The 25,756-nt window shown below is 71.1% G+C and carries 23 protein-coding genes; 20 read left to right on the top strand and 3 right to left on the bottom strand.

Annotated elements, in window-relative coordinates; translation table 11 throughout:
• Positions 1–112 precede the first annotated feature (112 nt).
• Positions 113–1,594, bottom strand: a complete 1,482-nt coding sequence (locus ACQPZQ_RS21085; RefSeq protein ID WP_433298461.1) for a PLP-dependent aminotransferase family protein — start codon at positions 1,592–1,594, stop codon at positions 113–115.
• 29 nt (positions 1,595–1,623) lie between these two features.
• On the opposite strand from ACQPZQ_RS21085, the gene ACQPZQ_RS21080 reads away from it, so the two are divergent.
• Positions 1,624–2,499 carry an L-histidine N(alpha)-methyltransferase gene (locus tag ACQPZQ_RS21080; RefSeq protein ID WP_433298459.1) on the top strand — a complete coding sequence of 292 codons (876 nt, stop codon included), beginning with the start codon at positions 1,624–1,626 and terminating at the stop codon, positions 2,497–2,499.
• On the opposite strand, the gene ACQPZQ_RS21075 is transcribed toward ACQPZQ_RS21080, so the two are convergent.
• Complete coding sequence (locus ACQPZQ_RS21075; RefSeq protein WP_433298457.1) at positions 2,423–3,646, bottom strand: cytochrome P450; 1,224 nt, start codon at positions 3,644–3,646, stop codon at positions 2,423–2,425. The two genes, ACQPZQ_RS21080 and ACQPZQ_RS21075, sit on opposite strands and share 77 nt — an antisense overlap.
• A gap of 183 nt (positions 3,647–3,829) precedes the next feature.
• On the opposite strand from ACQPZQ_RS21075, the gene ACQPZQ_RS21070 reads away from it, so the two are divergent.
• From ACQPZQ_RS21070 to ACQPZQ_RS21020, 11 genes are all read left to right on the top strand, one after another.
• Entirely contained in the window at positions 3,830–4,831 is a 1,002-nt protein-coding gene (locus ACQPZQ_RS21070) for an amidohydrolase family protein (protein WP_433298455.1), read from the top strand.
• Positions 4,832–4,845: 14 nt separating this feature from the next.
• Complete coding sequence (locus ACQPZQ_RS21065) at positions 4,846–5,880, top strand: hypothetical protein (protein WP_433298453.1); 1,035 nt, start codon at positions 4,846–4,848, stop codon at positions 5,878–5,880.
• A 150-nt stretch (positions 5,881–6,030) separates the two neighbouring features.
• Positions 6,031–6,729, top strand: coding sequence for an RraA family protein (locus ACQPZQ_RS21060; RefSeq protein ID WP_433298451.1), 699 nt, complete (start codon positions 6,031–6,033; stop codon positions 6,727–6,729).
• Positions 6,726–7,391: an RraA family protein gene (locus tag ACQPZQ_RS21055; protein ID WP_433298449.1), complete on the top strand. Its 666-nt coding sequence runs from the start codon at positions 6,726–6,728 to the stop codon at positions 7,389–7,391. Before ACQPZQ_RS21060 ends, ACQPZQ_RS21055 begins: the two co-directional genes overlap by 4 nt.
• A gap of 31 nt (positions 7,392–7,422) precedes the next feature.
• Complete coding sequence (locus tag ACQPZQ_RS21050) at positions 7,423–8,196, top strand: IclR family transcriptional regulator (RefSeq protein ID WP_433298447.1); 774 nt, start codon at positions 7,423–7,425, stop codon at positions 8,194–8,196.
• Positions 8,197–8,335: 139 nt separating this feature from the next.
• The gene (locus ACQPZQ_RS21045) at positions 8,336–9,226 is read left to right on the top strand and encodes an IclR family transcriptional regulator (protein ID WP_433298445.1); all 891 of its coding nucleotides are present in this window, start codon (positions 8,336–8,338) and stop codon (positions 9,224–9,226) included.
• Positions 9,227–9,422: 196 nt separating this feature from the next.
• Positions 9,423–11,300 (top strand): ABC transporter permease, encoded by a 1,878-nt coding sequence (locus ACQPZQ_RS21040; RefSeq protein WP_433298443.1) that lies wholly within the window; start codon positions 9,423–9,425, stop codon positions 11,298–11,300.
• Positions 11,301–11,302: 2 nt separating this feature from the next.
• Complete coding sequence (locus ACQPZQ_RS21035; protein ID WP_433298441.1) at positions 11,303–12,406, top strand: ABC transporter ATP-binding protein; 1,104 nt, start codon at positions 11,303–11,305, stop codon at positions 12,404–12,406.
• 43 nt (positions 12,407–12,449) lie between these two features.
• Positions 12,450–13,562, top strand: a complete 1,113-nt coding sequence (locus ACQPZQ_RS21030) for an ABC transporter substrate-binding protein (protein WP_433298439.1) — start codon at positions 12,450–12,452, stop codon at positions 13,560–13,562.
• Positions 13,563–13,592: 30 nt separating this feature from the next.
• Positions 13,593–14,909, top strand: coding sequence for a Rieske 2Fe-2S domain-containing protein (locus ACQPZQ_RS21025; RefSeq protein ID WP_433298437.1), 1,317 nt, complete (start codon positions 13,593–13,595; stop codon positions 14,907–14,909).
• 11 nt (positions 14,910–14,920) lie between these two features.
• A complete protein-coding gene (locus ACQPZQ_RS21020) occupies positions 14,921–15,262 on the top strand; it encodes a hypothetical protein (RefSeq protein WP_433298435.1) in 342 nt (113 codons plus the stop codon).
• A gap of 100 nt (positions 15,263–15,362) precedes the next feature.
• On the opposite strand, the gene ACQPZQ_RS21015 is transcribed toward ACQPZQ_RS21020, so the two are convergent.
• On the bottom strand, positions 15,363–16,571 hold the full coding sequence (locus ACQPZQ_RS21015) for a cytochrome P450 family protein (RefSeq protein ID WP_433298433.1): 1,209 nt from the start codon (positions 16,569–16,571) through the stop codon (positions 15,363–15,365).
• A gap of 287 nt (positions 16,572–16,858) precedes the next feature.
• On the opposite strand from ACQPZQ_RS21015, the gene ACQPZQ_RS21010 reads away from it, so the two are divergent.
• From ACQPZQ_RS21010 to ACQPZQ_RS20975, 8 genes are all read left to right on the top strand, one after another.
• Entirely contained in the window at positions 16,859–17,674 is an 816-nt protein-coding gene (locus ACQPZQ_RS21010; protein WP_433298431.1) for a DeoR/GlpR family DNA-binding transcription regulator, read from the top strand.
• Between the two features lie 168 nt (positions 17,675–17,842).
• Complete coding sequence (locus tag ACQPZQ_RS21005; protein WP_433298429.1) at positions 17,843–19,381, top strand: FGGY family carbohydrate kinase; 1,539 nt, start codon at positions 17,843–17,845, stop codon at positions 19,379–19,381.
• A complete protein-coding gene (locus ACQPZQ_RS21000; protein ID WP_433298427.1) occupies positions 19,374–20,864 on the top strand; it encodes an FGGY-family carbohydrate kinase in 1,491 nt (496 codons plus the stop codon). The genes ACQPZQ_RS21005 and ACQPZQ_RS21000 overlap by 8 nt, the downstream gene beginning before the upstream one ends.
• Positions 20,861–21,904, top strand: coding sequence for a 2-hydroxyacid dehydrogenase (locus ACQPZQ_RS20995; protein ID WP_433298425.1), 1,044 nt, complete (start codon positions 20,861–20,863; stop codon positions 21,902–21,904). The genes ACQPZQ_RS21000 and ACQPZQ_RS20995 overlap by 4 nt, the downstream gene beginning before the upstream one ends.
• On the top strand, positions 21,901–22,500 hold the full coding sequence (locus ACQPZQ_RS20990; RefSeq protein WP_433298423.1) for a histidine phosphatase family protein: 600 nt from the start codon (positions 21,901–21,903) through the stop codon (positions 22,498–22,500). The genes ACQPZQ_RS20995 and ACQPZQ_RS20990 overlap by 4 nt, the downstream gene beginning before the upstream one ends.
• A 57-nt stretch (positions 22,501–22,557) precedes the next feature.
• Positions 22,558–23,661 carry a substrate-binding domain-containing protein gene (locus ACQPZQ_RS20985; RefSeq protein WP_433298422.1) on the top strand — a complete coding sequence of 368 codons (1,104 nt, stop codon included), beginning with the start codon at positions 22,558–22,560 and terminating at the stop codon, positions 23,659–23,661.
• Complete coding sequence (locus ACQPZQ_RS20980; RefSeq protein ID WP_433298421.1) at positions 23,658–24,437, top strand: ATP-binding cassette domain-containing protein; 780 nt, start codon at positions 23,658–23,660, stop codon at positions 24,435–24,437. The genes ACQPZQ_RS20985 and ACQPZQ_RS20980 overlap by 4 nt, the downstream gene beginning before the upstream one ends.
• On the top strand, positions 24,434–25,705 hold the full coding sequence (locus tag ACQPZQ_RS20975; protein ID WP_433298419.1) for a sugar ABC transporter permease: 1,272 nt from the start codon (positions 24,434–24,436) through the stop codon (positions 25,703–25,705). Before ACQPZQ_RS20980 ends, ACQPZQ_RS20975 begins: the two co-directional genes overlap by 4 nt.
• Positions 25,706–25,756 lie beyond the last annotated feature (51 nt).

Here is a 25,756-nt window from a genome sequence, read left to right as displayed (position 1 = left end):
GCGACGCGCTGCCCGACAGATCCCGGCTCGGCCACGGCGATGAGCCCGGCGCGGAACAGCTCGTGCGCTGCAAGGTGGTCGCAGTATCGCTACCACGAATCCACCGGTTCATTCAGGCCAGACGCCGCAAAACCGCACCGAGCGTGGCGACTGCCTCCTCGATCTCCGAGACCGGGCGCGCGGCATAGCCCATGACGAGCCCGGGCGCCCCCGGGCGCTGGCGATGCCACGACAGCGGCTGCACCTTGACGCCCTGCGCGAGCGCCCCCGAGGCGAGCTCCATGTCGGGGACGTCGTCCTCGAAGGTGACGGTCAGATGCAGGCCCGCCGCGGCGCCGTGCACGGTGGCCCCCGGGAGCTGCGTCTTGATCGCGCGGATCATCGCATCGCGGCGGCGACGGTGGCGTCCGCGGAGCAGGCGCAGGTGGCGCTCCAGCTCCCCCGATTCCATCAGCCGGGCCAGCACCATTTGCGGTAGCACGGCGTTGCCGAGATCGGCGTTGCGCTTGGCCGCGACGAGGTCGTCCCTGTACTCGGACGGCGCGAGCAGCCAGCCGACGCGCAGCGCCGGAGCGAGCAGTTTCGAGACGCTCCCGGTGTAGAAGACCTGCCCGAGCATCGAGCGCAGCGCAGCGACCGGCGGGCGGTCGTAGCGGTGCTCGGCGTCGTAGTCGTCCTCGACGACCAACCCGCCCTCACCCGCCCACCGCATCAGCTCACCGCGGCGCCCACCGTCGAGGACCACGCCGGTGGGGAACTGGTGTGCGGGAGTGAGCAGAACCGCAGGGGCGCCGCCGTCGCGGAGGACGTCGACGCGCAGTCCGCCGCTGTCGACCTCGATCGGCGGGGTGTCGACGTTCCAGCTCTGCAGGTGCTGGCGGACCCCGAGGGACCCGGGATCCTCCACGGCGATCTCCGTGATGCCGCGCCGGCGCAGCACCTGCGCGATCAGGCCGAGCGCCTGGGTGACCCCGGCGACCACGACCACCTCGACGGGATCGACCCGGATCCCGCGGTTGCGCGCGAGCCAGCGGGCCACGGCGAGACGCAGCACCGCGCTCCCCCGCGGATCGCCGTATCCGAAGTTCGCCGCCGACAGCTCGGCGAGCACGGATCGTTCCGCACGCACCCAGGCCGACCGGGGAAAGGCCGCCAGGTCGGGGACGCCGGGTGTCAGGTCGATCCGGGCAGGGACGGCGCGCAGCGCATCGAAGATGTCCACGCCGGGCGGTGCAGCGAACAGCGCGGCAGGCGGGGCGGCGGGCTCCTCCGACAGGGCGTCGGTCGGGCACGCCACGGGCGCCGCGACGACGACGGTGCCTGCGCGACCACGCCCGGCGACGTGCCCGTCCTCGGTGAGGCGCTGGTAGGCCTCGGTGACCACCCCGCGCGAGACGTGAAGCTCGCTCGCGAGCACCCGCGTGGCCGGCAACCTGCTTCCCAGCGGCACCCGCCCGTCGGCGATGGCTTCCCTCAGCTGGACGGCCAGCCAGTCGGCCAGACCCCCGGCCGGGGCGCCGTCGACGTCGAGCTGGAGGAAGTCTGATCCCCGACTTATGGTCCGGTTGTCCGGCTCGCGTTTGGCCCTGCCCACAGGGCCATACTGGCATCAGGGTGACGGACATGGACACAACCACGCCGACCACCGGATATGTGCACGGGTACTCGACGCATGAGGCCCGCCGGTTGAGCGACCAGGCCGACACGCTTGCCGAGCTGCTGCACTCCGACACGTTCTTCCCGCCCGGCAGCCGCGTGCTCGAGGTCGGGTGCGGGGTCGGCGCACAGACCGTGCACCTGGTGAGGTCGAGCCCGGACGCTCATCTCGTCGCCGTCGACATCTCGGAGGACTCGCTCGCGCAGGCCCGGGCCCGGGTCGCGGCACGCGCCCCGGGGGCGACCGTGGAGTGGCACCGGGCCGACCTGTTCGACCTACCGTTCGCCGACGCGGCGTTCGATCACCTCTTCCTCTGTTTCGTGCTCGAGCACCTGTCCGATCCGCGGCGCGCACTGGCCGATCTCCGACGTGTCCTTCGGCCAGGAGGAACCATCACCGTGATCGAGGGCGACCACGGGTCGGCGTTCTTCCACCCCGACAGCCTCTTCGCACGTGCGGTGATCGACTGCCAGGTCCAGCTACAGGCCGAGGCGGGCGGGAACGCGCTACTCGGCCGGCAGCTCCAGCCCCTGCTGGAGGACGCCGGCTTCGTCGACGCCGTGACCCGCCCGCGCACGGTCTACGCCGACCACACCCGCCCGGCCCTCGTCGAAGGCTTCATCCGCAACACCTTCACGGCGATGATGGAGTCGGTGCGCGATGCCGCCCTGATCACCGGCCTCCTGGCCGCGCCCGCGTGGGACCGGGGCATCGCCGACCTGCGACGCACAGCAGAGCCCGACGGGTCCTTCCACTACACGTTCTTCAAGGCACGCGCGGTGAACCCACCGTCGTGCCCAGAAACACCAGCCGCGCAGGCAGGGAGATCGGGCCGTGGTTGACGAAGCTCGGCAGGTAGGGCTGCTGCTCGTGGGGAAGCAGCAATTCGACGGACTCGATCCGCTCGAGCAGGGCCTCCAGGACGACGCGGCTCTCCAGGCGCGCCAGTGACGCCCCGATGCACGCATGCGCGCCCTTGCCGAAGGCGAGGTGCGCGGAGCCGTTCCGCCGGTCCAGCACGAGGTGCGGGCATTGCTCCCACACCTGCGGGTCGCGATTGGCGGAGCCGTAGAACACCAGCAGGCGTGACCCGGCCGGCACGTCCACGCCTCCGACGAGACTGTCGACCGTGACCAGCCGGTAGAAGCACTGGATCGGCGCTTCGAGCCGCAGGGACTCCTCGATGAACCGTCCGATCAGCTGCGGCTCGCGGCGCAGCTGCTCGAAAAGGCCCGGCGTGCGACCGAGAAGGGCCATGTTGCTGGCGAGGTGGTGGGTGGTGGTGATGTTGCCGGCGATCAGGAGTTCGATCACGAACCTCACGCACTCGCGCCGCGAGAGCTCCCCCTGGCGCTCGGCCTCGCCGATGAGCGACAGGACGTCCTCACCAGGCGTGCCGTCGCGCTCGTCCAGCAGAGTGCCGATGTACTCGGTGAACTCGTTCTGCACTCGCTCGCGGCGGGCGGCGTCTCCGGAATGACCGCCCAGTGAGCTCGTGATCTCCTCCGACCACGCACGGAACCGGTCGACGTCGCGTTGCGGCACGCCGAGCACGAGGCTGATCACCCGGATCGGCAACAGGGCCGCCAGGTCCCGGACGAGATCGATGTCGGTGCGCCCCCGCAAGCCGTCCACGAGCCGGGCACAGACCTCGCTGATCTGCGGCTCCCACGCCGCCACCCGAGCGGGGGTGAAAACGCGGTTGACGATCGACCGCCGCCGGGCGTGCAGGGGATCGTCGGACAGCAGCAGGAGCGGCCGCAGGCCCGTGCCGTCGTCCTCCGGGCGCACGGGCGGGTTGCCGACGGTGTTGGCCGACGAGAACCGTTCCCCGTCGCGCAGCACCGCGACGACGTCGGCGTGCCGGCTGACCACGTAGGCGTCCACCTCGGGGGCGTAGTGCACCCCGCGCTCCCGCATCCGCTCGTACGCCTCAGCGGGGCAGCGCAGCCCGTCCTGGTCGAGGGCGACAAGATCCGCCAGTTGCACGGCCGCTCCTGTGAGGTCCGCGCGAAGGCCACTCCCCCGCACCCCGACGACTGTGATCGCCCGGGACCGGGTCGGGGAAGCATTTTCGGCAGAGAAGAACAGTCGTCGGGATTGCTCCGCAGGATGCGACAGGGCATTTAGTGTCCGCTCGTCTACGGCGGGCAGCTCGGCGAAGGGACACCCATGATCATCGACGTGCACGGCCACGTCAGCGCACCCAGCGAGCTCTACGCCTACAAGGCCGGTCTGCTCTCCCACCGTGGTGCGCACGGGCGCGGCGGCGCCGGCATCTCCGACGACCAGCTGCGCGTCGCTCTCGAAGCGCCCAACCCGAGTTTCGGCAACCAGTCCCACCTCGCCCACCTCGACGAGGCCGGCGTCGACCTGCAGCTGATCTCGCCACGGCCGTACCAGATGATGCACAGCGAGTCTCCCGCCAAACTCGTCGAGTGGTTCACCGCGGAGACCAACGACGTCATCGCCCGTGTCTGCGCGCTCGTACCGGGCCGGTTCCGCGGAATCGCCGGGCTGCCACAGAGCATGGAGCGCTCCCCGGCGGACTGGGTCGGCGAGCTGCGCCGCTGTGTCCAGGAGCTCGGATTCGTCGGTGCGACGTTCAACCCGGACCCCTACGAGGGCACTCAGCAGCCGCCGAACCTCGGCGACAGGTTCTGGTACCCGGTGTGGGAGGCGCTGTGTGAGCTCGACGTCCCGGCGTTGATCCACTCGGCAGGCTGCCGCGCGCCCGCTCGCGAGACGTACTCGTTGCATTTCATCCAGGAGGAGACGCTCGCCGTCGTCGGGCTGCTGAACTCCAGCGTCCTCACCGACTTCCCCGACCTGAAGATCATCGTCTCCCACGGCGGCGGCGCGATCCCCTACCAGCGCGGCCGGTTCCAGCCCGGGGCCATCCGCGGGGGCGGCCGGTTCGAGGACCGGCTGCGCAGGCTGTACTACGACACCTGTCTCTACACGCAGGACTCCATCGAGCTGCTGCTGCGCGCAGTCGGGGTCGACCGTTGCCTGTTCGGCACGGAGAAGCCCGGCACCGGCTCGGTCCGTGATCCCGAGACAGGCCGTTGGATCGACGACATCCACCACCTGATCGCGGACATCGACTGGCTGACCGCGGGCGAGCGCAAGCAGCTCATGGAGACGAACGCACGCGAGCTGTTCCGGCTCTGAGAGGCGAAGGGAACATGGCCGAGATCGTGGCCGGCATCGGGACCTCGCACGGTCCCCTGCTGAACACCCCGCCCGCGAGCTGGGGAGAGCGCGGCAAGGCGGACCGGCGCAACCCGGCGCTGGTCTACAAGGGGCAGGAACACACGTTCGCCGAGCTCGACCGGCTGCGTGGCGTCGGCACGTTCGCCGACGAGTGCCTGCCCGACGTCTGGCAGAACCGGCACGCCTCGTGCCGTCGGGCGATCCGCACCCTCGGCGACGTGGTGCGCGGCGCGGGGCTCGACGCGCTCGTGGTGGTGAGCAGCGACCACAAGGAGACCTTCGGCGACGAACTGCTCCCCGCGTTCGCGATCTATCACGGCGATACCGTCGAGCACGTGCCGTTCACGCAGGAGCACCTCGACGCGATGCCGCCGGGGCTGGCGATCGCCGAGGTGGCGAACGTCCCGGACGCCCCGATCACGCGCACGTGCCATCCGGAGCTCGCTCTGCACCTCGTGAAGCACGTGGGACAGGCGGGATTCGACCCGGCCGCCTCAAGCGCGCTCCCGGCCGGACGCTACGGCGACCACGGGATCCCCCACGGCTGGGGCTTCGTCTACCAGCAGGTGCTCGACGGCAGCGGGGAGATCCCGTTCGTCCCCGTCTTCGTCAACACCTTCTGGGAGCCCAACCCGCCGACCGCAGCGCGGTGCTACGCCTTCGGGCGCGCGCTCGGCGCAGGCATCGCGGCCTTCGCCGGCGCGGATCGAGTGGGAGTCGTCGCCTCCGGTGGGCTGAGCCACATGGTCGTGGACGAGGAGCTCGACCGGGCCTTCCTCGACGCCCTGGTCGAAGACGACTCCGAGTACATGACGCAGCTTCCGGACGCACTGCTGCGCTCGGGGACGTCCGAGCTGCGGAACTGGATCGTCGTGGCCGGCGCGATGTCGGGCACCGGTCTGCGTCCCGAGGTCGTGGATTACCAGCCCTGCTACCGGACCGAGGCGGGAACGGGATGCGCGATGGGTTTCGTCACCTGGACCCCCGTCGCGGCGGCTGCGGCGTGAGCGAGCCTGCGAGCGAACCGTCAGACACAGCAGCTCTGCGAACGTGGCCGACGAGCCTCAGCGAGGAGGCGACGTGAGCGAGCCTGCGAGCGAACCGTCAGACACAGTAGCTCTGCGAACGTGGCCGACGAGCCTCAGCGAGGAGGCGACGTGAGTGACCGGACAGAACCGAAGGTGGACCTCCTGAACCTCCTGGACCGGCTGCGGGCCCTGGACAGCTGCGCGGTCTCGGACGCGCTGGACACGCTGGGGCTCGCCGGAGCCACCACCGGCCTGCGGCCGCTGTGGCCGGTTCCGGGTGTCGTCGCAGGGTTCGTCCGGACCGTGCGCGCCGGACCCCGCCCGTCGGAGGGACCCGCCGACCACATCGCCACCGCGGCGATCGAGGCGGCCCACGCCGACGACGTGCTCGTGATCGCGAACGCCGGGCGCACGGACGTCTCCTGCTGGGGCGGCATCCTGGCCGTCGCGGCTCAGGGACGGGGCCTGCGCGGAGTGGTGATCGACGGGGCGTGCCGCGACATCGCGGAGAGCGAGGAGCTCGCATTCCCGGTGTTCGGCCGCGCTGTCGTACCGGTGAGCGCGCGCGGCCGCATCGTCCAACTCGCGATGGACGAGCCCATCGACGTGGCCGGCATCCGCGTCAGCCCCGGTGACCTCGTTCTGGCCGACCGCAACGGCGTGGTGTTCGTCCCCCATGACCGCACCGGGGACGTGATCGGACTCGCGGAGCGGATCGTCGAGCGTGAGGCGGCGATGGTGGCCGCGGTCCGCGCCGGGCGCCCGGTCACCGACGTCATGCACGACTCGCGGTTCCCGTCGATCGCGTCCGAGGAAAGTGAGCGATGACCACCCCACCCACTCATCCCCTGGCCGGGTTCTCCACCGCCACGGTCTCGGACGCACTCGACCGCCTCGGTCTGCCCGGTAGCGCCTACGGGCTGCGCCCGCTCTCCGACTCGTCGGCCCGGTTCTGGGGCCGTGCGTTCACCGTTCGATACGTGACGGCAGGGGCCTCGCCAGGCACGGTCGGCGACTACCTCGACGACGTGTCCCCGGGAGATGTCGTCGTGCTGGACAACGCCGGGCGTACGGACTGCACGGTCTGGGGCGACATCCTCACCACGATCGCGGCCGACCGGGGTGTCGCGGGCACTGTGATCGACGGGGTCTGCCGCGACGTGGCGCGGGCGCTTCAGCTCGGCTACCCCATCCACAGCCGCGGCCGGTTCATGCGCACGGGCAAGGACCGTGTCGAGGTGTCCGACGTGGGCGGCCCGGTGTCGATCGGGGGCGTCCAGGTGAAGGCGGGCGACCTCGTGCTCGGTGACCCGGACGGGGTCGTCGTCGTTCCCTCCGATGTGGAGGACACGGTGCTGGGGACAGCCACGCTCATCGCGGCGGGCGAGGAGGCGATCCTGGCCGACGTCCTCGCCGGCAAGTCGACGTTGGCCCAGGCCAGGGTGCGCCACGGCTATCACCACATGCAGCGGCCGGACGAGCGGATGTGACCACCCACCGCCCCGGAGGTCGAGGCCCGTCATGCCGAACCCGATCAATCGACTGTCCTCGGTGGACAACGCCCTCCACCTGCTCAAACTCGTCGCCGAACGCGGGCCGGTCCGGCTGTCCGACGCGGCGGACTCGCTCGGCGTCGCCCGCTCGACGGCCCACCGGCTGTTGTCCTCGCTGATGCAGCACGGGTTCGTCGTCCAGGACCGGCCCAACACCCCGTATCGGCCCGGCCCGGTGCTCGCCGAGCTCGGCTTCGCGGTGATCGGTCGCATCGACCTACGCACCGTGGCACGTCCTGCGCTCGAAGCCCTCAGGGAGGCCACGCACGAGACGGCGAGCCTGCTCGTGCTCGAGCGGGGCTGCGTGCGGTTCATCGACTGCGTGGAAGGCCGCCGCACCGTCCGGGTCGGCAGCCGCACCGGTGTTCTGCTCCCCGCCACGTGCACCGCGGGTGGCAAGTCGATCCTCGCTGCGCTGCCGACGGAGCAGCTCGCCCACCACGTGCCCGAGCTGGTCCTGCCGACTCCGACCCCGCATTCGCTGCGTACGTTCGACGAGCTCGGGGCCGAGCTCGAGGAGATCAGGCGACGCGGGTACGCGATCAACCGCGAGCAGGCGGAGATCGGCATCAGCGCGGTCGGCGCATGCCTGCGGGACCGGATAGGCACGCCGATCGCCGCCCTCAACATCGCCGTTCCGTCGACCCGCATGACCGACTCCGCGGCCGAACGCCGTTTCGCCGACGAGCTGCTCGCTGCGGTGGAAGACGTCCACCGGCTGATCGAGCAGTCAGGCCCATGATTCCTCCGCACCGAACTCACCGCCCGGCGCGACTTTTTTCTTCCATGCGGAAACCGACCAAGGCGTCTTGCCGCTGAAAGGAAACCGTCCGTAGCTTGATCCGGGAGTCCTCCCGTGTGGTGCTGCTCAAGGAGGAGCGATGACCGCGACGGAACCGCCTCGGGCAACTACGGCTCACGATCCCTTCGATCACCCACCCCGCTCGCGAACGGCGTCTCGCGCCACGCACGAGCAACTCGCCGCACCCGAATCCGCCGCGCTGCCGCCGTACGCGCTCGAGTCGGTGGACCGGGCCCTGCGCCTGCTCGCGCTGCTGCCGGAACAGCGGCAGCTCCGGGTCACCGACGTCAGCCGCGAGCTCGGCGTCGCCCCGTCCACCGCCCACCGACTGCTGTCGACGCTCGCCCACCGCGGGTTCGTCACGGCGGACGTGAACACGCGGACCTATCGGACCGGTCCGGCCTTCTGGGCCCTCACCACCGCGGCCCAGCCCGCAGACGATCTTTCCTTCCGGTTGCGCCCGCACCTCAGACGGCTCTCGGAATCCGTCGAGGAAACGATCACCTTGATCGTGCTCGACGGACTGTTCTGCCGATTCATCAGCGGCGTCCGCGGGGCGCGTCCACTCCGCACCATCGTTCGGGTGGGCACGGTCCTGCCGTGTCACACCGTCTCGGGAGGAAAGGCCCTGCTGGCCGAGCTGCCTCCACGGAAGCTGCGGGCCCTGTTCGCCGGCCACCGGCTGCTGCCGATGACCCGGCGGAGCATCGCCACACTCAACGAGCTCAGCGACGAACTGGAGATGGTGCGCGAGCTGGGCTACGCCACCAACGTCGGCGAGTCCGAGGACGGAATCACCGCCGTCGCCATGCCGGTCCGGCGCCCCGACGGTACGGCCCTCGCGGCGGTCGCCGTGTCCGCTCCCACCGCACGTATCGGCGCCGTGCCCACCCGCGCGCTGCTCGACCCGCTCCAGGAAGCCGTCTCCCGGATCGGCGAGGACCTGCTGGCCGACGCGGGTTCGCTGTGACGCCCTCCGCCCGTCGGGACGCGTACGCCGGCTGAGAGGGCCCGAAACCCGACTTATTCGCGCCAGCGGAAAACAGGGTCCGATCCACCCTGGACTGTTCCGCCTGCGCATACGTTTCCTTCATCCCGCAACGCCGGATCCGCACGATCCGCGCCGCGCCTCGATGTGGAGGAACCGCATGCCGGGTGGAACACCAGTGACCACCAGACCGCCGAGCCGTGCCCGCAAGTCCGCGTTGCCTGCGTCGCTGCGCCGCCGCGGTGCGCGGCCGCTGGCCTTCCTCGGGGCGGCCGCACTGGGTCTCGTGATCCTCGTTCTCTTCGTCTACCCGGCCGTCATGGTCGTGGTCGGCGCATTCCGGACCTCCTCCCCCGGTTTCCCCGGCGAGTGGTCGTTTCAGGGCTTCGTCGACGCCTACACCGAACCCGCCACGTACGAGCTGCTCTGGAACTCGACGGCCTACTCGTTCTCGGTGATGGTGATCTCGCTGGTCCTCGCCGTCTTCTTCGCCTGGGTGGTCACTCAGACGAACACGCCGGGACGCCGGTTCGTGACGCCGATGATGATCACGCTGATCACGCTGCCGTTCCTGTTCTTCGGGATCAGCTGGGCCATGCTCGGCAACTCGAGCACCGGCCTGCTCAACCAGATCCTGAGGCTGGTCGTGCCCGTCGAGGAGGGCCCGCTCGACGTGCGGTCCTGGCCCGGAATCGTGGCCGTCGCCGTCCTCAAGATCACGGCGATCAACTACATGCTCATGCTCGGCGTCTTCCGCACGCTGGACCCGGCGCTCCGGGAGGCCTCCCTGATGGCGGGCGTGAGCAGGACGGCGACGTTCTTCCGCATCGAGCTGCCGGTGCTCGCGCCGGTGCTCCTCGCGCTCGCGCTCATGGGGTTCGTGCGTGGGCTGGAGTCGTTCGACGTGCCGCTCCTGCTGGGAGCGCCGGCCGGTATCGAGGTCTTCTCGACCCAGATCTACGACTACCTGCGCAACCACTTCCCTCCCGCGTACGCCCAGGCGAGCGCCCTGTCCGTGCTGGTCATGGCCATCATGGTCGTCCTGGTCGTCCTGATGTGGCGCTTCCTCGGCAGGCGGGACTTCACCACGCTCGGCGGCAAGGGCCAGCGCATCGAGCTCCTCGACCTCGGGCCTCGCAAGTACCTCTGCACCGCGGCCGTCGTCGCCTTCGCGCTCCTGGCCCTGGCCTTCCCGCTGGTGCAGCTGGTGCTCGGCTCCGTCCAGTCCGTGTTCGGTGTGCTGTCCTCCGGGCTCACCCTCGATCACTACCGCACGGTCCTCGGCGAGCCCGGGGTCATCTCCGCGCTGCGGAACACGGCGTTCGTCGTGGTCGTCGGCGGGTTCCTCGCGGTCGCGCTGGCCACGCTCATCGCCTACATCGTCCAGCGCGGCACGTCGAAGCTGCGGTGGGTGCTGGAGGGCGCGACGTGGCTGCCATGGGCCGTCCCGGGTGTCGTGCTCGGCCTCGGGATGCTCTGGGCGTATCTCTCGGTCCCCGGGCTGCGCACGCTCTTCGCCTCGATCTGGCTGGTCATGCTCGGCCTCATCGTCGTGGCCACGCCGGTGGCCGTACGGCTGGCCAACGCGGCGATCGCGCAGGTGCACAGGCAGCTCGAAGAAGCCGCGCGCGTGCACGGCGCAGGCCGGCTGCGCGCCGTGATCGGGGTGGTCCTGCGCCTGATCCTGCCGAGCCTGCTGGCGGGGTGGCTGATCTGTGGTGTGGTGATGGCCGGCGAGCTGGCGGTTCCGGTGCTCCTCTCCGGACCGGGCAGCCAGACGGTCCCGGTCGTGCTGCTGGAGATGACCGAGTCCGGCCGCTCGTCCGAAGCGGCCGCCGTCTTCACGCTCATGCTGGCGGCGATGGCGGCGGTGCTGGTCCTCGCGCTCGCGGTGCGCGCGGTCGGCACCCGCGTGCTCCGCGCGCGGCCGGCACCGGCGACGCGCGCTGCCCCGACAGCCGAACCGTCCCCGCTCGCCGGGTCCGTTCCGACCGCTGCGCCGGCCCGGGAGCCGTCGCCTGCGGTGCCCATCCGCACGGCGGCCGAAGGAGACTAGCTGTGGCGCAGATCGACATCGCCGGACTCACCAAGCGGTTCGACAGCGGCGCTGCCGCCGTCGACGACCTCGACCTCACCGTCCAGGACGGCGAGTTCCTCAGCCTCCTGGGGCCGAGCGGCTGCGGGAAGACCACGACCCTGCGCTGCGTGGCGGGCCTCGAGCGGCCGACGAGCGGGGAGATCCACTTCGACGGCGAGCCCATGGTGTCCCGCGGTGTGTTCGTGCCGCCGGAGAAACGGAACATGGGAATGGTCTTCCAGAGCTATGCCCTGTGGCCCCACATGACCACTTTCGGCAACGTCGCCTATCCCTTGCGGCGGGCGCGCCTGGACGGCACCGCGGTGGCGGCTCGGGTCGCCGAGATGCTCGACGTGGTCGGGCTCGCCGAGTACGGCGAGCGGCTGCCGAGCAAGCTCAGCGGCGGGCAGCAACAGCGCGTCGCGCTCGCACGTGCGCTGGTCAACCGCCCCCAGGTGGTGCTCTACGACGAGCCGCTGTCCAACCTGGACAGCCTGCTGAGGTCCCAGATGCGCCGTGAGGTGCGGAGGCTGCACGACGCGCTCGGCTCGACGTCGATCTACGTCACGCACGACCGCACCGAGGCCATGGCGCTCTCCGACCGCATCGCGGTGATGCAGGCCGGTGTCGTCCAGCAGATCGGCACTCCGCGGGAGATCTACACCTGCCCGGCCAACCGGTTCGTGGCCGACTTCATCGGGTTCGACAACCTCCTGAAGGCAGAGGTGGTCGCCTCGGACCGGGACGGCGCGCTGGTTCGGCTCGGCGGCGACGGCCCCCTCGTCCGGTGCGCGACCACCAGCGTGCGCCCGCCCGGCAGCATCGTGGAGCTCGCGGCGCGGGCCGGTGCGTTCCGCCTCGCGCCGGCGGCACCTGAGCCCGGACAGTCGTTCCGCGCCCAGGTCACGACGGTGACCTACCTCGGAGAGGACCTCGAGATCCAGGTGCAGGCGGGCGAGGTCGGGCTGCTTGCACGGATCCGCGACGCGGACGTCCGGGCCGCCACCCAGGGCACGGTCCCGGTCAGCGGTGACCAGGTGGACCTCAGCATCCGGCCAGAGGAGCTCGTGGAGATCGGCGCCTGAGCGGAGCTCGTGGCGAAGAGAAGGCGCGACGGAGGAGACGGCGATGAAGTCGGCAGCGACGAAGCTGGGACGACGACGATCCCGCTGGTTCTCGGCAGCCGTGGCGGGGGCCGTCGGCCTCCTGCTCGCGGCGTGCGGATCAGGAGGAGACACGGGAGGGGGCGGCGGGCAATCGGCGGTCGGAGCGCCGGTCCAGGAGTTGTACGCCGCGGCGCAGGCAGCGGGTGAGGACAAGGTCGTCGTCTACGGGATCAAGGGCAACGCCTGCTACGACCGGTTCTCGGAGCGCTTCCCGGGCATCACCGTGGAGTCGCAGTACATGGTCGGGGAGACCCAGGCCCGGCTCGAGCAGGAGCACGTGAGCGGTCAGAACGTCGGCGACGTTCTCCGCACCGGCTCCACGACGATGCTCGCCCTCACCAAGAGCGGGATCCTGACGCCGTTCACACCCGCGGACGTCGACGGCATCCCGGAGGAGGCGTGGGGCCCGGACCATGGGTTCGTCGTCGACTCCAAGCGCGTGGCCGGGATCGCCTACAACACGGCCCAGCTCTCCCCGGAGGAAGCTCCGAAGAGCTGGACCGACCTGGCCGACCCCCGGCTCAAGGGCAAGATCGTGATGCCGGACCCGACCGGCCCCGGGGCCGGACTCAGCATCCTGCAGGAGCTCCTGCAGACCGGCGGCGCCACCGACGACGCGTGGCTGGAGCGCTACGCCGCCAACGAGCCCGCGCTGATCCAGGGCGTTCAGCCCGCCATCGAGGCGCTCCGCAGCGGCGAGTACGCGGTGATGATGGGCGGCCTGGACCAGATGACGGGACCGCCTCTCGCAGAGGGCTCCAGCCTGAAGTGGGTGTTCCCCGTGGCGGGCGCATCGCCGGTCACCGGCCATTTCATCGGCGTCATCACGAACGCCCCGCACCCCAACGCGGCCCGGTTGCTGGAGAGCTGGCTGCTCAGCGAGGAGGGGCAGACCTGCCTCTCCCAGGAGGGCAACGAATACCCGGTACGCGACGGCGTGCCCGGCCCGCCCGGCTTCCCCCCACTCGACGAGCTCGACGCCGTCACCCCGCCCCGCCCGGTCGACTACACCGAGCTGGAGCGTCAGCAGAAGTACCTCGAACAGTTCCAGACCGTCTTCGGGCGGTCCCGATGACACCGGCCACCTGCACGGGAGGACGCGCACATGCTTCGGCCTGAGGACAACAAGCTGATCACGGAGGTCGGGCCGGGGACCCCGATGGGCGAGCTGTTCCGGCGCTTCTGGCTCCCGGTCGTGGCGAGCGAGGACATGGAGGATCCCGACGGCGCTCCGGTCCGGCTCCGGATCCTCGGTGAAGATCTGGTCGCGTTCCGCGACACCGACGGGAAGGTCGGCGTCCTGTCGGCCTACTGCCCCCACCGGCGGGCCAACCTGTTCTACGCCCGCAACGAGGAGGGCGGCCTGCGGTGCATCTACCACGGCTGGAAGTTCGACGTGACGGGCCGCTGCCTGCACATCCCGTCGGAACCGGCCCGGTCGAACTTCAAGGACAAGGTGCGCGCCCCGGGATATCCCACGCAGGAGCGCGGCGGGCTCGTGTGGGCCTACATGGGCCCCCCGGACAAGCAGCCGGAGTTCCCGGAGTACGAGTGGGCCGAGGTTCCGGCGAACCAACGCGTGATCAGCGCGAGCCTCGTCGAGTGCAACTGGTTGCAGACCCTCGAGGGCGACATCGACACGGCGCACGTGTCCTTCCTGCACCGCACGCTCAATCCGGGCACCACGCTCAAGTGGGCGCGGTTCGTCGAGAACTTCACCGAGTACGTCACCAAGGACCGGTCGCCGTCCCTGACGGTGAAGAGCACCGACTACGGCTTCGTCTACGGCGGCCGGCGAGTCGGTGGTGAGGACGACTACTACTGGCGGTTCTCACACTGGCTCGTGCCGTCCACGTCGGAGACACCGGGGTCGGCCGAGCGCCCCGGGCGCATCGTCGTCCCGATCGACGACCACAACTCGATGTCGTTCTCCTTCGTCTGGCACCCGCACCGTGCGCTCTCGGCAGAGGAGGCCATCGCGAACGGGCGGAACAACGGACAGCCGCTGCATCCGTGGGAGCTCGCCGACGGGTACGTGATCGACACGCGCCGGTCCCCGCTCAACCGCGACAACGACTTCAAGATCGACAGGCACGTGCAGCGGACCAAGCGGTTCAGCGGAATCCTCGGGACGCCGCCCGAGGAGGACCGGGCGATGACCGAGACGATGGAACCGGTGCTCGACCGCAGCAAGGAACACCTCGGGACGAGCGACATCGCGATCATCGCGATGCGCCGCCGCCTGATCAAGATGGCCAGGGACCTCGCCGACGGGGTGGAGCCTGCCCTCGCCAAGCAGGCGTGGGCGTTCCGTACCCGGGGCTACGACGTGGTGTCGCAGCACGCCGAGTTCGAGGACGTGCTCGCGGAGCACATGTCCGAGCTGACGCCCGGGCGCGTGACGCCGGCATCGAGCGGATGAGCGTCCGATCGATGACCAACGGGGAGACGAACGGGGCCGACCCGTGGCACATCGTGGACGTGGAGACGCTGGACGTCGACACGGTCGCCCTGGTCATCCACCAGGTCGAGGTCTCGCCGCGGCCCGATCAGCTGGCCTACCGGGAGTCGGAGATCGACGCGCTCTGGACCCTCGCCGACATGGCGGCCCAGGCGGGCGACACGGATGCCTCCGAGTGGCTCGAGCTCCTCTGGCAGGCGCACGACCACGTCGGCGACGGCGACCGAACACAGGCGCTCGCCACGCTCACGCGCCTGCGGGACCGGCTCGCGGAGACGGAACGGAGGCGGGGCCGACACAGCGCATCGATGTGACTCCCGTTCGGGACCGAGCTTCTGCCGATTCAGCGAATTCCGCTTCGCTGTACATCGGTCGACGTCAGTGATTTCGGACCCGCCCCGGAAATCATTGTGATCACGCCGGCCGGGCCGTGACCGGAAGCGCGTGCAACGCGTTCATCAGCAGGCCCGGCTCGGCCACGATCTCGCGCGGTGGCACGGCCGGCCGCAGGCGCGGGAACCGGGTGAGCAGGCCGGTGAATGCCGTCTGCGCCTCCAACCGCGCCAGCGGCGCCCCGAGGCAGAGATGGATGCCGTGACCGAACGCGACGTGCTGGTTGGGAGAGCGGGTCAGGTCGAGATCCTCCGCGTCGGGCCGGGTGGTGGTGTCGCGGTTGGCCGCCAGCAATCCCACCAGCACGGTATCGCCCTCCTTGATCGTGACACCGGCGAACTCGAAGGTCTCCACGGCGGTCCGCAGCGTGCTGGTCTGCACCGGCCCGTCGATGCGCAGCAGCTCTTCTACCGCGCTGGGCACACGTTCCGGTTCCGCGCCCAGCAACGCCCACGCCCCCGGCCTGCGCAGCAGCGTGTACACGCCGTTGGCGATGAGGTTGACCGTGGTCTCGTGCCCGGCCACCAGCAGCAGGTAGATCATCGAGGTGAGCTCGTCCTCGGTCAGCTGGTCGCTGCCGTCACGGGCCCCGACCAGGGCCGATGTCAGATCGTCTGCGGGCTCCCGGCGCTTGAGCGCGATCAGGTCGCGCAGGTACTCGACGAACGCCGTGGCCGCCTCGGCGTACGCCTCGACCCCGATCACGGACGCGTTGACGTCGGCGAACGACCACTCACGGAATTTCTCCCTGCCGCTCTCCGGCACGCCGAGCAACTCACAGATCACCGCGACCGGCAGTGGATAGGCGAACTCCGCGACGAGATCGAACGAGGAATCGGCCGCCCGCGCCACGAGCGGATCCAGCAGTTCGTCGGTCAGCTGCCGGATGCGCGGAGCGAGCCGTTCCACCCGCCGCCGGGTGAACGCGGCGGCCACGAGCCGCCGCAGCCGGCCGTGCTCGGGCAGATCGACGTTGAGCATGTTGCTGTTGATGGCGGAGCGCAGGGCCGGATCCAGCTCGGCGGCGAAGGGCGGTCCGGCCTTGGCAAGCCGCGGATCGGTGAGCGCGGCGCGCGCCTGCTCGTAGCGGACGACGAGCCAGGCCCATTCACCGTGGGGCAGCACGACCCGGTGCACCGGGCCGGACCTGCTGAGCGCCCGGTACAGCCGATGACGCTCATCGACATCGGTGGTGAGAAAAAAGGGTGCGGGCGGGATGGATCCGGACAATCGAGCCTCCACCGATAAGCCTGACACCGATCCACGCTGAGCTGGTGACTTTCTGTCAGCATCTCAGGACGCCGGGATGCGACCGCACGGGATGCCCCGAATTCGCCGAGAGTCAATCGGTACCATTCCAGCCGAGAAACCGGGATGAATCGTCCATCACGGACGCATTGCGCTCTCGAAATCGGGCGAGGCGAGACGCCGGCCCGGTTGACGGTGCCCGACGCACTGCACGCCGTGATCGCGTAGCACCGTGCCGGCGTCCCACCCCGCGATGGAAGGCTGGGCGGGTGTCCGACGCGATGCCCGACCCGTACCTGGCCGCCGGTGCCCGCACGAGTCCCGAGATGCGGCGTGAGGCGGTACGGCGGCGGGTGGCCGAGTCGGGCTTCGTACGCGTGGACGTGCTCGCGGGCGAGTTCGGCGTGAGCATCATGACCGTTCACCGCGATCTCGACGAGCTCGAGGAGCGCGGTTTCCTGCGCAAGGTGCGCGGCGGCGCCACGAGCGCACCCACCGCCACCTTCCACGGCGACCTGCCGCACCGCATGCAGGCCGAACAGGTCGAGAAGCAGGCACTGGCCGTCGCGGCCCTCGCCGATGAGGTCTACGCGGGGCAGGTCGTGGCGCTCGACGACAGCACCACCGCACTAGCACTGGCCCGGCTCCTGCCGGAGAAGGCACCGCTCACGGTGGTCACCCACTTCCTGCCCGTCGTCCGTGCGCTCGCGGGCCGGGCAGGTGTCGAGATCATCGGGCTGGGCGGTCGCTACGACCCGGCGTACGACTCGTTCCTGGGCCAGGCCACGGCCGAGGCGGCCGCCGACCTGCGCACCGACCTCCTCGTCATGTCCACCACCGCGGTCACCGACGGCGTCTGCTACATCCAGTCACAGGACACCGTGATCACCCGCCGGGCACTCATCGCGAGCGCGGCCCGCACCGTTGCGCTCGTCGACCACACGAAGTTCACGAAGCGTGCCCTGCACCGGCTCGTCGAGCTCTCCACGCTCGACCGCGTGCTCGTCGACAGCGCGACGTCCCCCGCCGTGGTGTCGGGCCTGCGCGCCCGCGGGGCACGGATCGACATCGTCGCGCTCCCTTAGATGGGATCGGATGTGAAGTTCGGGCCCTGATCAAGGTCTCGATACCCCTCTGAGCTGCATATTATCGACGGCACTCGATCATCGGATGTTAAATATTGCGAAGTTGAGGCCATCGCCGGTCTACTGATCGTTGCCCCGCACCCGAGCGGGGGAACGGAGGAACCATCGATGACCTCGGACGCCGTGGCGGTCTGCGTGGACGCCGGCACCACCGTGATCAAGGCGGTCGTCTTCGATGCCGACGGCCGCGAGCTCGCCGTCACCCGCCGCGGCACGGCCGTGGCTCATCCCACGCGCGAACGCTCCGAACAGGACATGGGCGAGGTATGGGACGCCGTGGTCGCCACGGTGCGCGAAGCCGTGCAGCAAGTGGCGCGCCCTGTCCGGCTGATCGCCCTCACCGCCCAGGGCGACGGCGCGTGGCTGGTGGACGCGGCGGGGAGCCCTGTCCGGCCCGCCGTACTCTGGAACGACGGCCGCGCAGCCGACATCGTCGCAGGCTGGCGCAACGAGGGCGTGCTCGACGAGGCCTTCCACACCAACGCCTCGCTGACCAACGCGGGGCTCCCCAATGCCGTGCTCCGCGTCCTCGACGTCGAGGAGCCGGACGTCCTGGACCGGGCAGCGGCCGTGCTGACCTGCGGCAGCTGGCTCCTCCTGCGGCTGACCGGCGTGCTCGGGATCGACACGTCCGAGGCGTCAGCGCCGTGGCTCGACATCGGGCGCGGCACCTACTCCGACGCGCTCGTCGCGCTCTACGGGTTGGAGCACCGGCGCGATCTGCTCCCTCCGCTCATCCCCGACTCCGACCGCGTGCACCCGCTCAGCGCCGACGCCGCCGCTCAGCTCGGGATCCCCGCGGGCACGCCTGTCGTGATCGCACCCTTCGACGTCGTCGCCACCGCGGTGGGCAGCGGAGCCACCGATCCCGGCCAGGCCACGAGCGTGCTCGGCACGACGCTCTGCACCGAGTCGGTGATCGAACGGGCCGACACCGCAGTCGAGCCGAGCGGCCTCACGCTCGCACTCGGCCGTCCGCAGCGGCTGCTACGTGTCTTTCCGACGCTCGCCGGCACCGGCGTGATCGACTGGGCCGTCGCGCTGCTCGGCCTGCCTGGCCCCGCAGCGCTGTCCGACCTCGCCGCGCAGGCACCCCCGGGTGCCGACGGGCTGCGCATGCTGCCCTACCTCTCCCCCGCGGGCGAGCGCGCCCCGTTCCTCGACGCCGCGGCGAGCGGCCTGCTCACCGGTGCGACGTTCGCGCACGGCCGGGAGCACGTCGCACGGGCGGTGCTGGAAGGCCTCGCCCACGTGATCCGGGACTGCCTCACCGCCGTCCGCAGCGGCAGCGCAGGGCCTACCGAATCCGCTGCGCCCACCGACCTGCGACTCTGCGGCGGCGGCACAGCGAGTCCACTGTGGTGCCAGCTCATCGCCGACATCACCGGCGTCGAAGCCGTGTGCACCGAGGACACCGAGACCGGTGCGAAAGGCGCGCTGCTCACGGCGCTCGCCGCGCTCGGCGACCATGCGGACGTGTCCGCGGCCGCGGCGGCGCTGGTGCGCGAGCGGCATCGGTTCGTTCCGGACAAGACCGTCCAGGATCTGCACGACGCCGAGCACGCCGAGTTCCTCGCCACCCGGGCCCTCGCCGCACAGCGATGGGCGCACTGGCGCGCGGCCCGCCCGGGTGCGCTGCATGTCTGAGGATCTCGCCTGGATCGGCGTGGACCTCGGCACGCAGAGCGTCCGGGCGCTCGCCGTCGCCGACGACGGCACCCCGCTGGCCGCCGCGTCGCGGCCGCTCACCAGCCACCGTGCCGGTCCACGCCACGAGCAGGATCCTGAACAGTGGTGGTCCGCCACATCCGCCGCGCTGGCCGAGGTAACGGCCGCGATCGCCGCCACGGCGGACACGCGCGCGATCGGCGGACTGGCCGTCTGCGCCACGTCCGGGACCGTGCTGCTCACCGGACCCGACGGCACCCCCCGCACGCCCGGCCTCATGTACGACGACATCCGCGCAGGCGACCTGGCCGACGAGGCCCAGGACGCCGGTTCGGACCTCTGGGGCCGCCTGGCCTACCGGATGCAGCCCGCCTGGGCGCTGCCGAAGCTGCTGTGGTGGCGGGACCACGGCCTGCTGCGTGACGGCGCCCGCCTGGCCCACCAGCCCGACGTGATCACCACCCGGCTGGTCGGCCGTCCTGTGGCCGCCGACTCGAGCCACGCGCTCAAGACCGGGTACGACCTGCTCGACGAGTGCTGGCCCCTCGACGTGCTCGCCCGGCTGCACCTCGACCCCGCCGTGCTGCCGCCCGTGCAGCGGGCGGGCTCGTTGCTCGGGACCGTCGGTACCGCGGCCGCCGAGCGGACCGGACTCCCGCCCGGCACCCCGGTGGTCGCGGGAATGACGGACGGATGTGCCGCCCAGCTCGGTGCGGGCGCGCTGGAGCCCGGCGAGTGGAATGCGGTGCTCGGCACCACCCTCGCGCTCAAGGGGGTGAGCAGAACGCTTCTGCACGACCCGACCGGCGCCGTCTACTCCCACCGGGCCCCGCACGGGGATCTCTGGCTTCCCGGCGGTGCGTCCAGCACGGGCGCGGGCGTGATCAGCGAGCTGTTCCCGGACACGGATCTCGACCGGCTGACGGCGGCCGCCGCCCGGGTCCACGACGTTCCACTGTGTTATCCGCTGGCGGGCACGGGCGAGCGGTTCCCGTTCGTGGCGCCGGACGCGCGGGGGTTCGGCCTCGACATCCCGGACCCGGCCACCCGGTTCGCCGCCGTCTGCCACGGCGTGGCGCACGTCGAGCGGCTCTGCTTCGACCTCCTCCATCACGCCGGTGCCGACGTATCCGGCCCTGTGAGCACCACCGGCGGCGGCGCCCGCAACCCCTGGTGGAACCAGCTGCGCTGCGACCTGCTCGGCGTGCCCGTCCGGGTACCGGCCGACGCGGAGGCCGCGCTCGGCATGGCGGTGCTCGCCGCCGGCGCCCACGACAGGGACATCGCGGGCGCCGCGAAACGGATCGTGCGCCTGCATCGCACGCTCGAACCCGATCTCACCCGTACCGCCGCCCTCGCTCCCGCGCACCGCGCGTTCGTCGACGCGCTGGAACAGCGGGGGTGGCTCGACCCAGGGCTCGCCGGCCACGCGCGGGCACGCACCGAGAGGAACGACGCATGACCACCCGGGCTCGCGCCCTCGTCGCCGGCGACCGGTTCGTGCTGAACCGGTTGCTGGCGACGGACCTGGCCACCGAAGGAGCGTTCGACGTCCGCGAGCTCGAGCTCCCGTGGCCACACGTGCCCTTCGGCCCCGTCGCGGAGGTGGACGAGGCCTCCGGCTCCGAGGACGAGCTGATCACGGCTCTGCAGGGCGTCCGCGTGTGCCTGACGCAGATGGCGCCGCTCACCCGCCGGATCCTCGCGGCCTGCCCCGATCTGGAGCTGTTCGCCGTGTCCCGCGGGGGGCCGGTCAACGCGAACCTGGAGGCGGCCACCGAGCACGGCGTCGCGGTGACGTTCGCGCCGGGACGCAACGCCACCTCCACCGCGGAGTACGCCGTCGGCCTGGTGCTCGCCGCGATGCGCCGCATCCCGCAGAGCCACCTCGGCGTCGTCGAGGGGCGTTGGGAGAGCTCGCTCTACGCCTACGAGGAGACCGGGCTCGAACTGGAAGGGGCAACGGTCGGGCTCATCGGAGCCGGGGCGGTGGGCTCGCGGGTGGCGAGGATCCTGTTGGCGTTCGGTGCCGACGTGCTGGTGGCCGACCCCTACGCCGATCCGGCCACCCTGCCGGCCGGGGTGCGGCTCGTCGAGCTGGCCGAGCTGGTCGCGACGTCGCAGGTCGTCTCGCTGCACGCGCGCGTCACGGACGAGACCCGTGGCCTGATGAACGCCGCGCGCATCGCCGCGATGCCTGCGGGATCCGTGCTGGTCAACTGCGCGCGAGGAGCGCTGGTTGACCACACCGCGCTCGCCACGGCGCTGACCGACGGGCACCTGTTCGCGGCGGGCCTCGATGTGTTCGACGTCGAGCCGCTGCCCCCCGACCATCCGCTGCGCCAGGCCCCGCACGTCGTGATGACCCCGCACCTCGCCGGGGCCAGCCGCGCGGTCGCGGAGCGGGCGAGCCGGATGGTGGCGGCCGAGGCCGGCCGATGGCTGCGTGGCCGACCACCGCTGCACTGCGCGAACCCCGACGTCCTCGTGCGGGTCCGATGACCCTGCTGCTCGCCCGGCACGGGCAGACCGTCTGGCACGCCGAGAACCGCTACGCAGGCGGACACAGCGACATCGACCTCACCCCCGCGGGTGTGCTGCAGGCCGAGCGGCTCGCCTCCTGGGCCCGCAAGCGCGGCGTCGACGCCGTGGTCGCCTCACCGCTGCGCCGAGCCGTCGAGACGGCCCGCCCGAGTGCACTGGCCTGCGAGACCGAGCTGGAGATCATCGACGACCTTCGCGAGGTGGGCTTCGGCGTCGCCGAGGGGCACACGCTCGACGAGCTCGATCCGGATGTCGCCGCCCGGTTCCGCGCCGATCCGGCCGCCCACCCCTTCCCAGGAGCCGAGCATCCCGCCGCGGCCGCCCAGCGGGCCGCCGAGACGCTGCGTGCTCTCGCCGCGCGCAGATCCACCGTGCTGGTGGTCGCGCACAACACGCTGCTGCGGCTCGGGCTGTGCACGCTGATCGGCCTGCCTGTGGCCCGCTACCGGCACGTCTTCCCCCGGCTGGAGAACGGTGCCGTCACCGAGGTGGCCGTGCCCGCCGACCGCGCGGCCCCCGCTGCGCTGCTCTCCCTCAACGTCCCCGTCCCGTGATGTTCCCCGTCCTGTGATGTTCCCCGTCCTGTGGTGTTTCCGTGCAGAGGAGTGGTCATGAGCAGTGGTGCTCGCCGTAGTCGTCATCTGGGCAAGGCCCTCGCCGTCGCCCTAGCGGCCGTGGTGACCGCAGGTCTCACCGCGTGCGCGGACGTCGACGAGGGCGGCGGCACGCCCGCGGCGGGCGGCGGCGAGACGCAGAACGCGAAGGTCGCGTTCCTCATGCCCGACATCGCCTCCACGCGCTACGAACTGGCCGACCGGCCGTTGTTCGAGGCCAAGGTCAAGCAGCTGTGTGCGGGCTGCGAGGTCGTCTACGCCAACGCGAACAGCGACGCAGCCCAGCAACAGCAGCAGGCGAACTCGGCGCTTGCGCAGGGTGTCAAGGCGATCGTGCTCGACCCCGTGGACTCGACGGCGGCAGCGAGCATCGTCACCACCGCGCGAGCCCAGGGTGTGCCGGTGATCGCCTACGACCGCCCGATCCCGGACGTGCCTGCCGACTACTACATCTCGTTCGACAACGAGGCGATCGGCGCCATGATCGCGAAGTCGCTGGTGGACAAGCTCAAGGCCGACGGTGTGCAGGGCGGGCTGCTTCAGGTCAACGGCTCGCCGACCGACGCGGCAGCGGGCCTGATCAAGAAGGGCATCCACTCCTCGATCGACCCCAGTGGCCTGCCGCTGCTCGCCGAGTTCGACACCCCCGACTGGGAACCGTCCAAGGCGCAGGACTGGGTGAGCGGCCAGATCACGAAGTTCGGCCCGCAGATCGTGGGCGTCGTCGCGGCCAACGACGGCACCGGTGGCGGCGCCATCGCCGCGTTCAAGGCCGCGGGCGCCTCGGTGCCGCCGGTGACGGGCAACGACGCCGAGCTCGCCGCCGCGCAGCGGATCATCGCGGGCGACCAGTACAACACCATCTCGAAGCCCATCAAGATCGTGGCCGAGTCCGCCGCTGTCACGGCGCTCCAGTTCGTCAACGGTGAGCGCCCGGCCGGCAAGACCACCCTGTTCAACACCCCCAGCGAGCTGTTCACGCCGACCGTGGTGACCAAGGAGAACCTCAAGGAGGTGTTGATCGACTCCGGGGAGATCAAGGCCTCGGACCTGTGCACCCCCGAGTACGCCACCGCCTGCAGCCAGGCCGGGCTCGCATGACGGCCGGTGGTCCGGCGCTGGCGCTGCGCGGCATCAGCAAGAACTTCGGTGCGGTCGCCGCGCTGACCGATGTGGACCTGGACGTCGCACCGGGCCAGGTGGTGGCTGTCGTGGGCGACAACGGTGCCGGCAAGTCCACGCTGGTGAAGGTGCTCGCCGGCGTCCACCCACCCGACTCCGGAACGATCACGTTCGGCGGCGAGCCGGTGAGGATCACCGACCCGGCGGCGGCCCATGCGCTCGGGATCGCCACCGTGTTCCAGGACCTCGCCCTGTGCGAGAACCTCAACGTCGTCGAGAACCTGTTCCTCGGCCGCGAGCTCCGCCGTCGACGCCTCGACGAGGTCACGATGGAGACGCGGTCCTGGGAGCTCCTGCGCCAGCTCTCGGCGAAGATCCCCACCGTTCGCGTGCCGGTGGCGTCGCTCTCGGGCGGCCAGCGCCAGACCGTGGCGATCGCCCGGTCGCTGCTCGGCGACCCGAAGATCATCATTCTCGACGAGCCGACGGCGGCGCTCGGCGTCGCGCAGACCGCCGAGGTGCTCAACCTCATCGAGCGGCTGCGCGAGCGCGGCCTCGGCGTGATCATGATCAGCCACAACATGGAGGACGTCCGCGCGGTGGCCGACTCCGTGGCCGTGCTGCGGCTGGGACGCAACAACGGCGTCTTCGACGTCGCCTCCGTGACATCCGAGGAGATCATCGCCGCGATCACCGGGGCCACGGACAACGCCGTGACCCGTCGGGCCGCCGCGCAGGCGGGAGGCATGCCGTGACCGACATCCACAGTGGTCCCCAGGCCGCGCCGCCGGCCTCGGAAGAGGCGCTCGACCGGCAGGACGAACGGCTGCGCCGGTCCGTCGGGGTGCGTGGCGCCGTCGCCGGGGCATTGGAGCGGATCCGGTCCGGCGACCTCGGCGTGGTGCCCGTCGTGGCCGGGCTCGTCGTGATCTGGACGGTCTTCCAGGTGCTCAACCCGATCTTCCTGTCGCCGGCCAACCTCGTGAACCTCGCGATGGAGAGCGTCGCGGTCGGCGTGATCGCCCTCGGCATCGTGGCGGTCCTCCTCGTCGGGCAGATCGACCTGTCGGTCGGCTCGGTCAGCGGCCTGGCCGCGGCGATCCTCGCCGTGACGTACGTGAGCCGGCACCTGCCCGTGTGGGTCGCGCTCTTCGCCGCGGTCGCGGCGGGATGCGCGATCGGGTTCCTCTACTCGCAGATGTTCACGCGCTTCGGGGTACCGAGCTTCGTCGCGACGCTGGCCGGGCTGCTCGGCTTCCTCGGCGCGCAGCTCTGGCTGCTCGGCGCGGCAGGTGCGATCAACCTGCCCTTCACCTCCGGGTTGGTGTTCTTCGCGCAGCTCGCCTTCGTGCCGGAGGTGCTGTCCTACGTTCTCGTGCTGGCCGCGGCGGCAGGACTGTTCGCCAGCCGGTTCCTCCTGGCGCGGGAACGCCGACGGGCCGGGCTGTCGGCGCGCTCCACGCAGCTCATCGCGGCCGAGAGCGCCGCCGTGCTCGTCGGGCTCGGGGCGGCGGTCTGGTACCTCAACCGGGGTCGCGGGGTCGGCTGGATGTTCGTGCTGTTCGTGGCGCTCGTCGTGGTGATGCACTACCTGCTCAAGCGCACCGGGTGGGGACGGTCGGTGTACGCGGTGGGCGGCAACGTGGAAGCGGCCCGGCGCGCCGGCATCAACGTGAACCGGGTCTACATGTCGGTGTTCGTGCTCTGCTCGGGGCTCGCCGCGCTCGGCGGCGTGCTCGCGGCGGCGCGGCTGGCGGCAGCGAACCAGAGCAGCGGCGGCGGCGATGTCAACCTCAACGCCATCGCGGCCGCGGTGATCGGCGGCACGAGCCTCTTCGGCGGGCGCGGCAACGCGTTCGCGGCACTCCTCGGGATCCTGGTGATCCAGTCGATCTCCAGCGGCCTGACGCTGCTGAACCTCGACAGTTCGTTCCGGTTCATGGTGACGGGGCTGGTGCTCGCACTGGCGGTGGCCCTGGACTCGGTGGCGAGGCGCAGCCGCGCGTCGCACGGACGGGCGTGACCGGGAGGCACGCTCGGTCGGACGAGCGGGGGCGGGGGCCACGGGGGCGGC

The sequence above is a fragment of the Pseudonocardia sp. CA-142604 genome, from assembly GCF_050948475.1.
GTDB classification, from domain to species: Bacteria; Actinomycetota; Actinomycetes; order Mycobacteriales; family Pseudonocardiaceae; genus Pseudonocardia; species Pseudonocardia alaniniphila.
The sequence above is the reverse complement of the archived record's forward strand: the minus strand, read 5'-3'. Positions and strand labels throughout refer to the sequence as shown.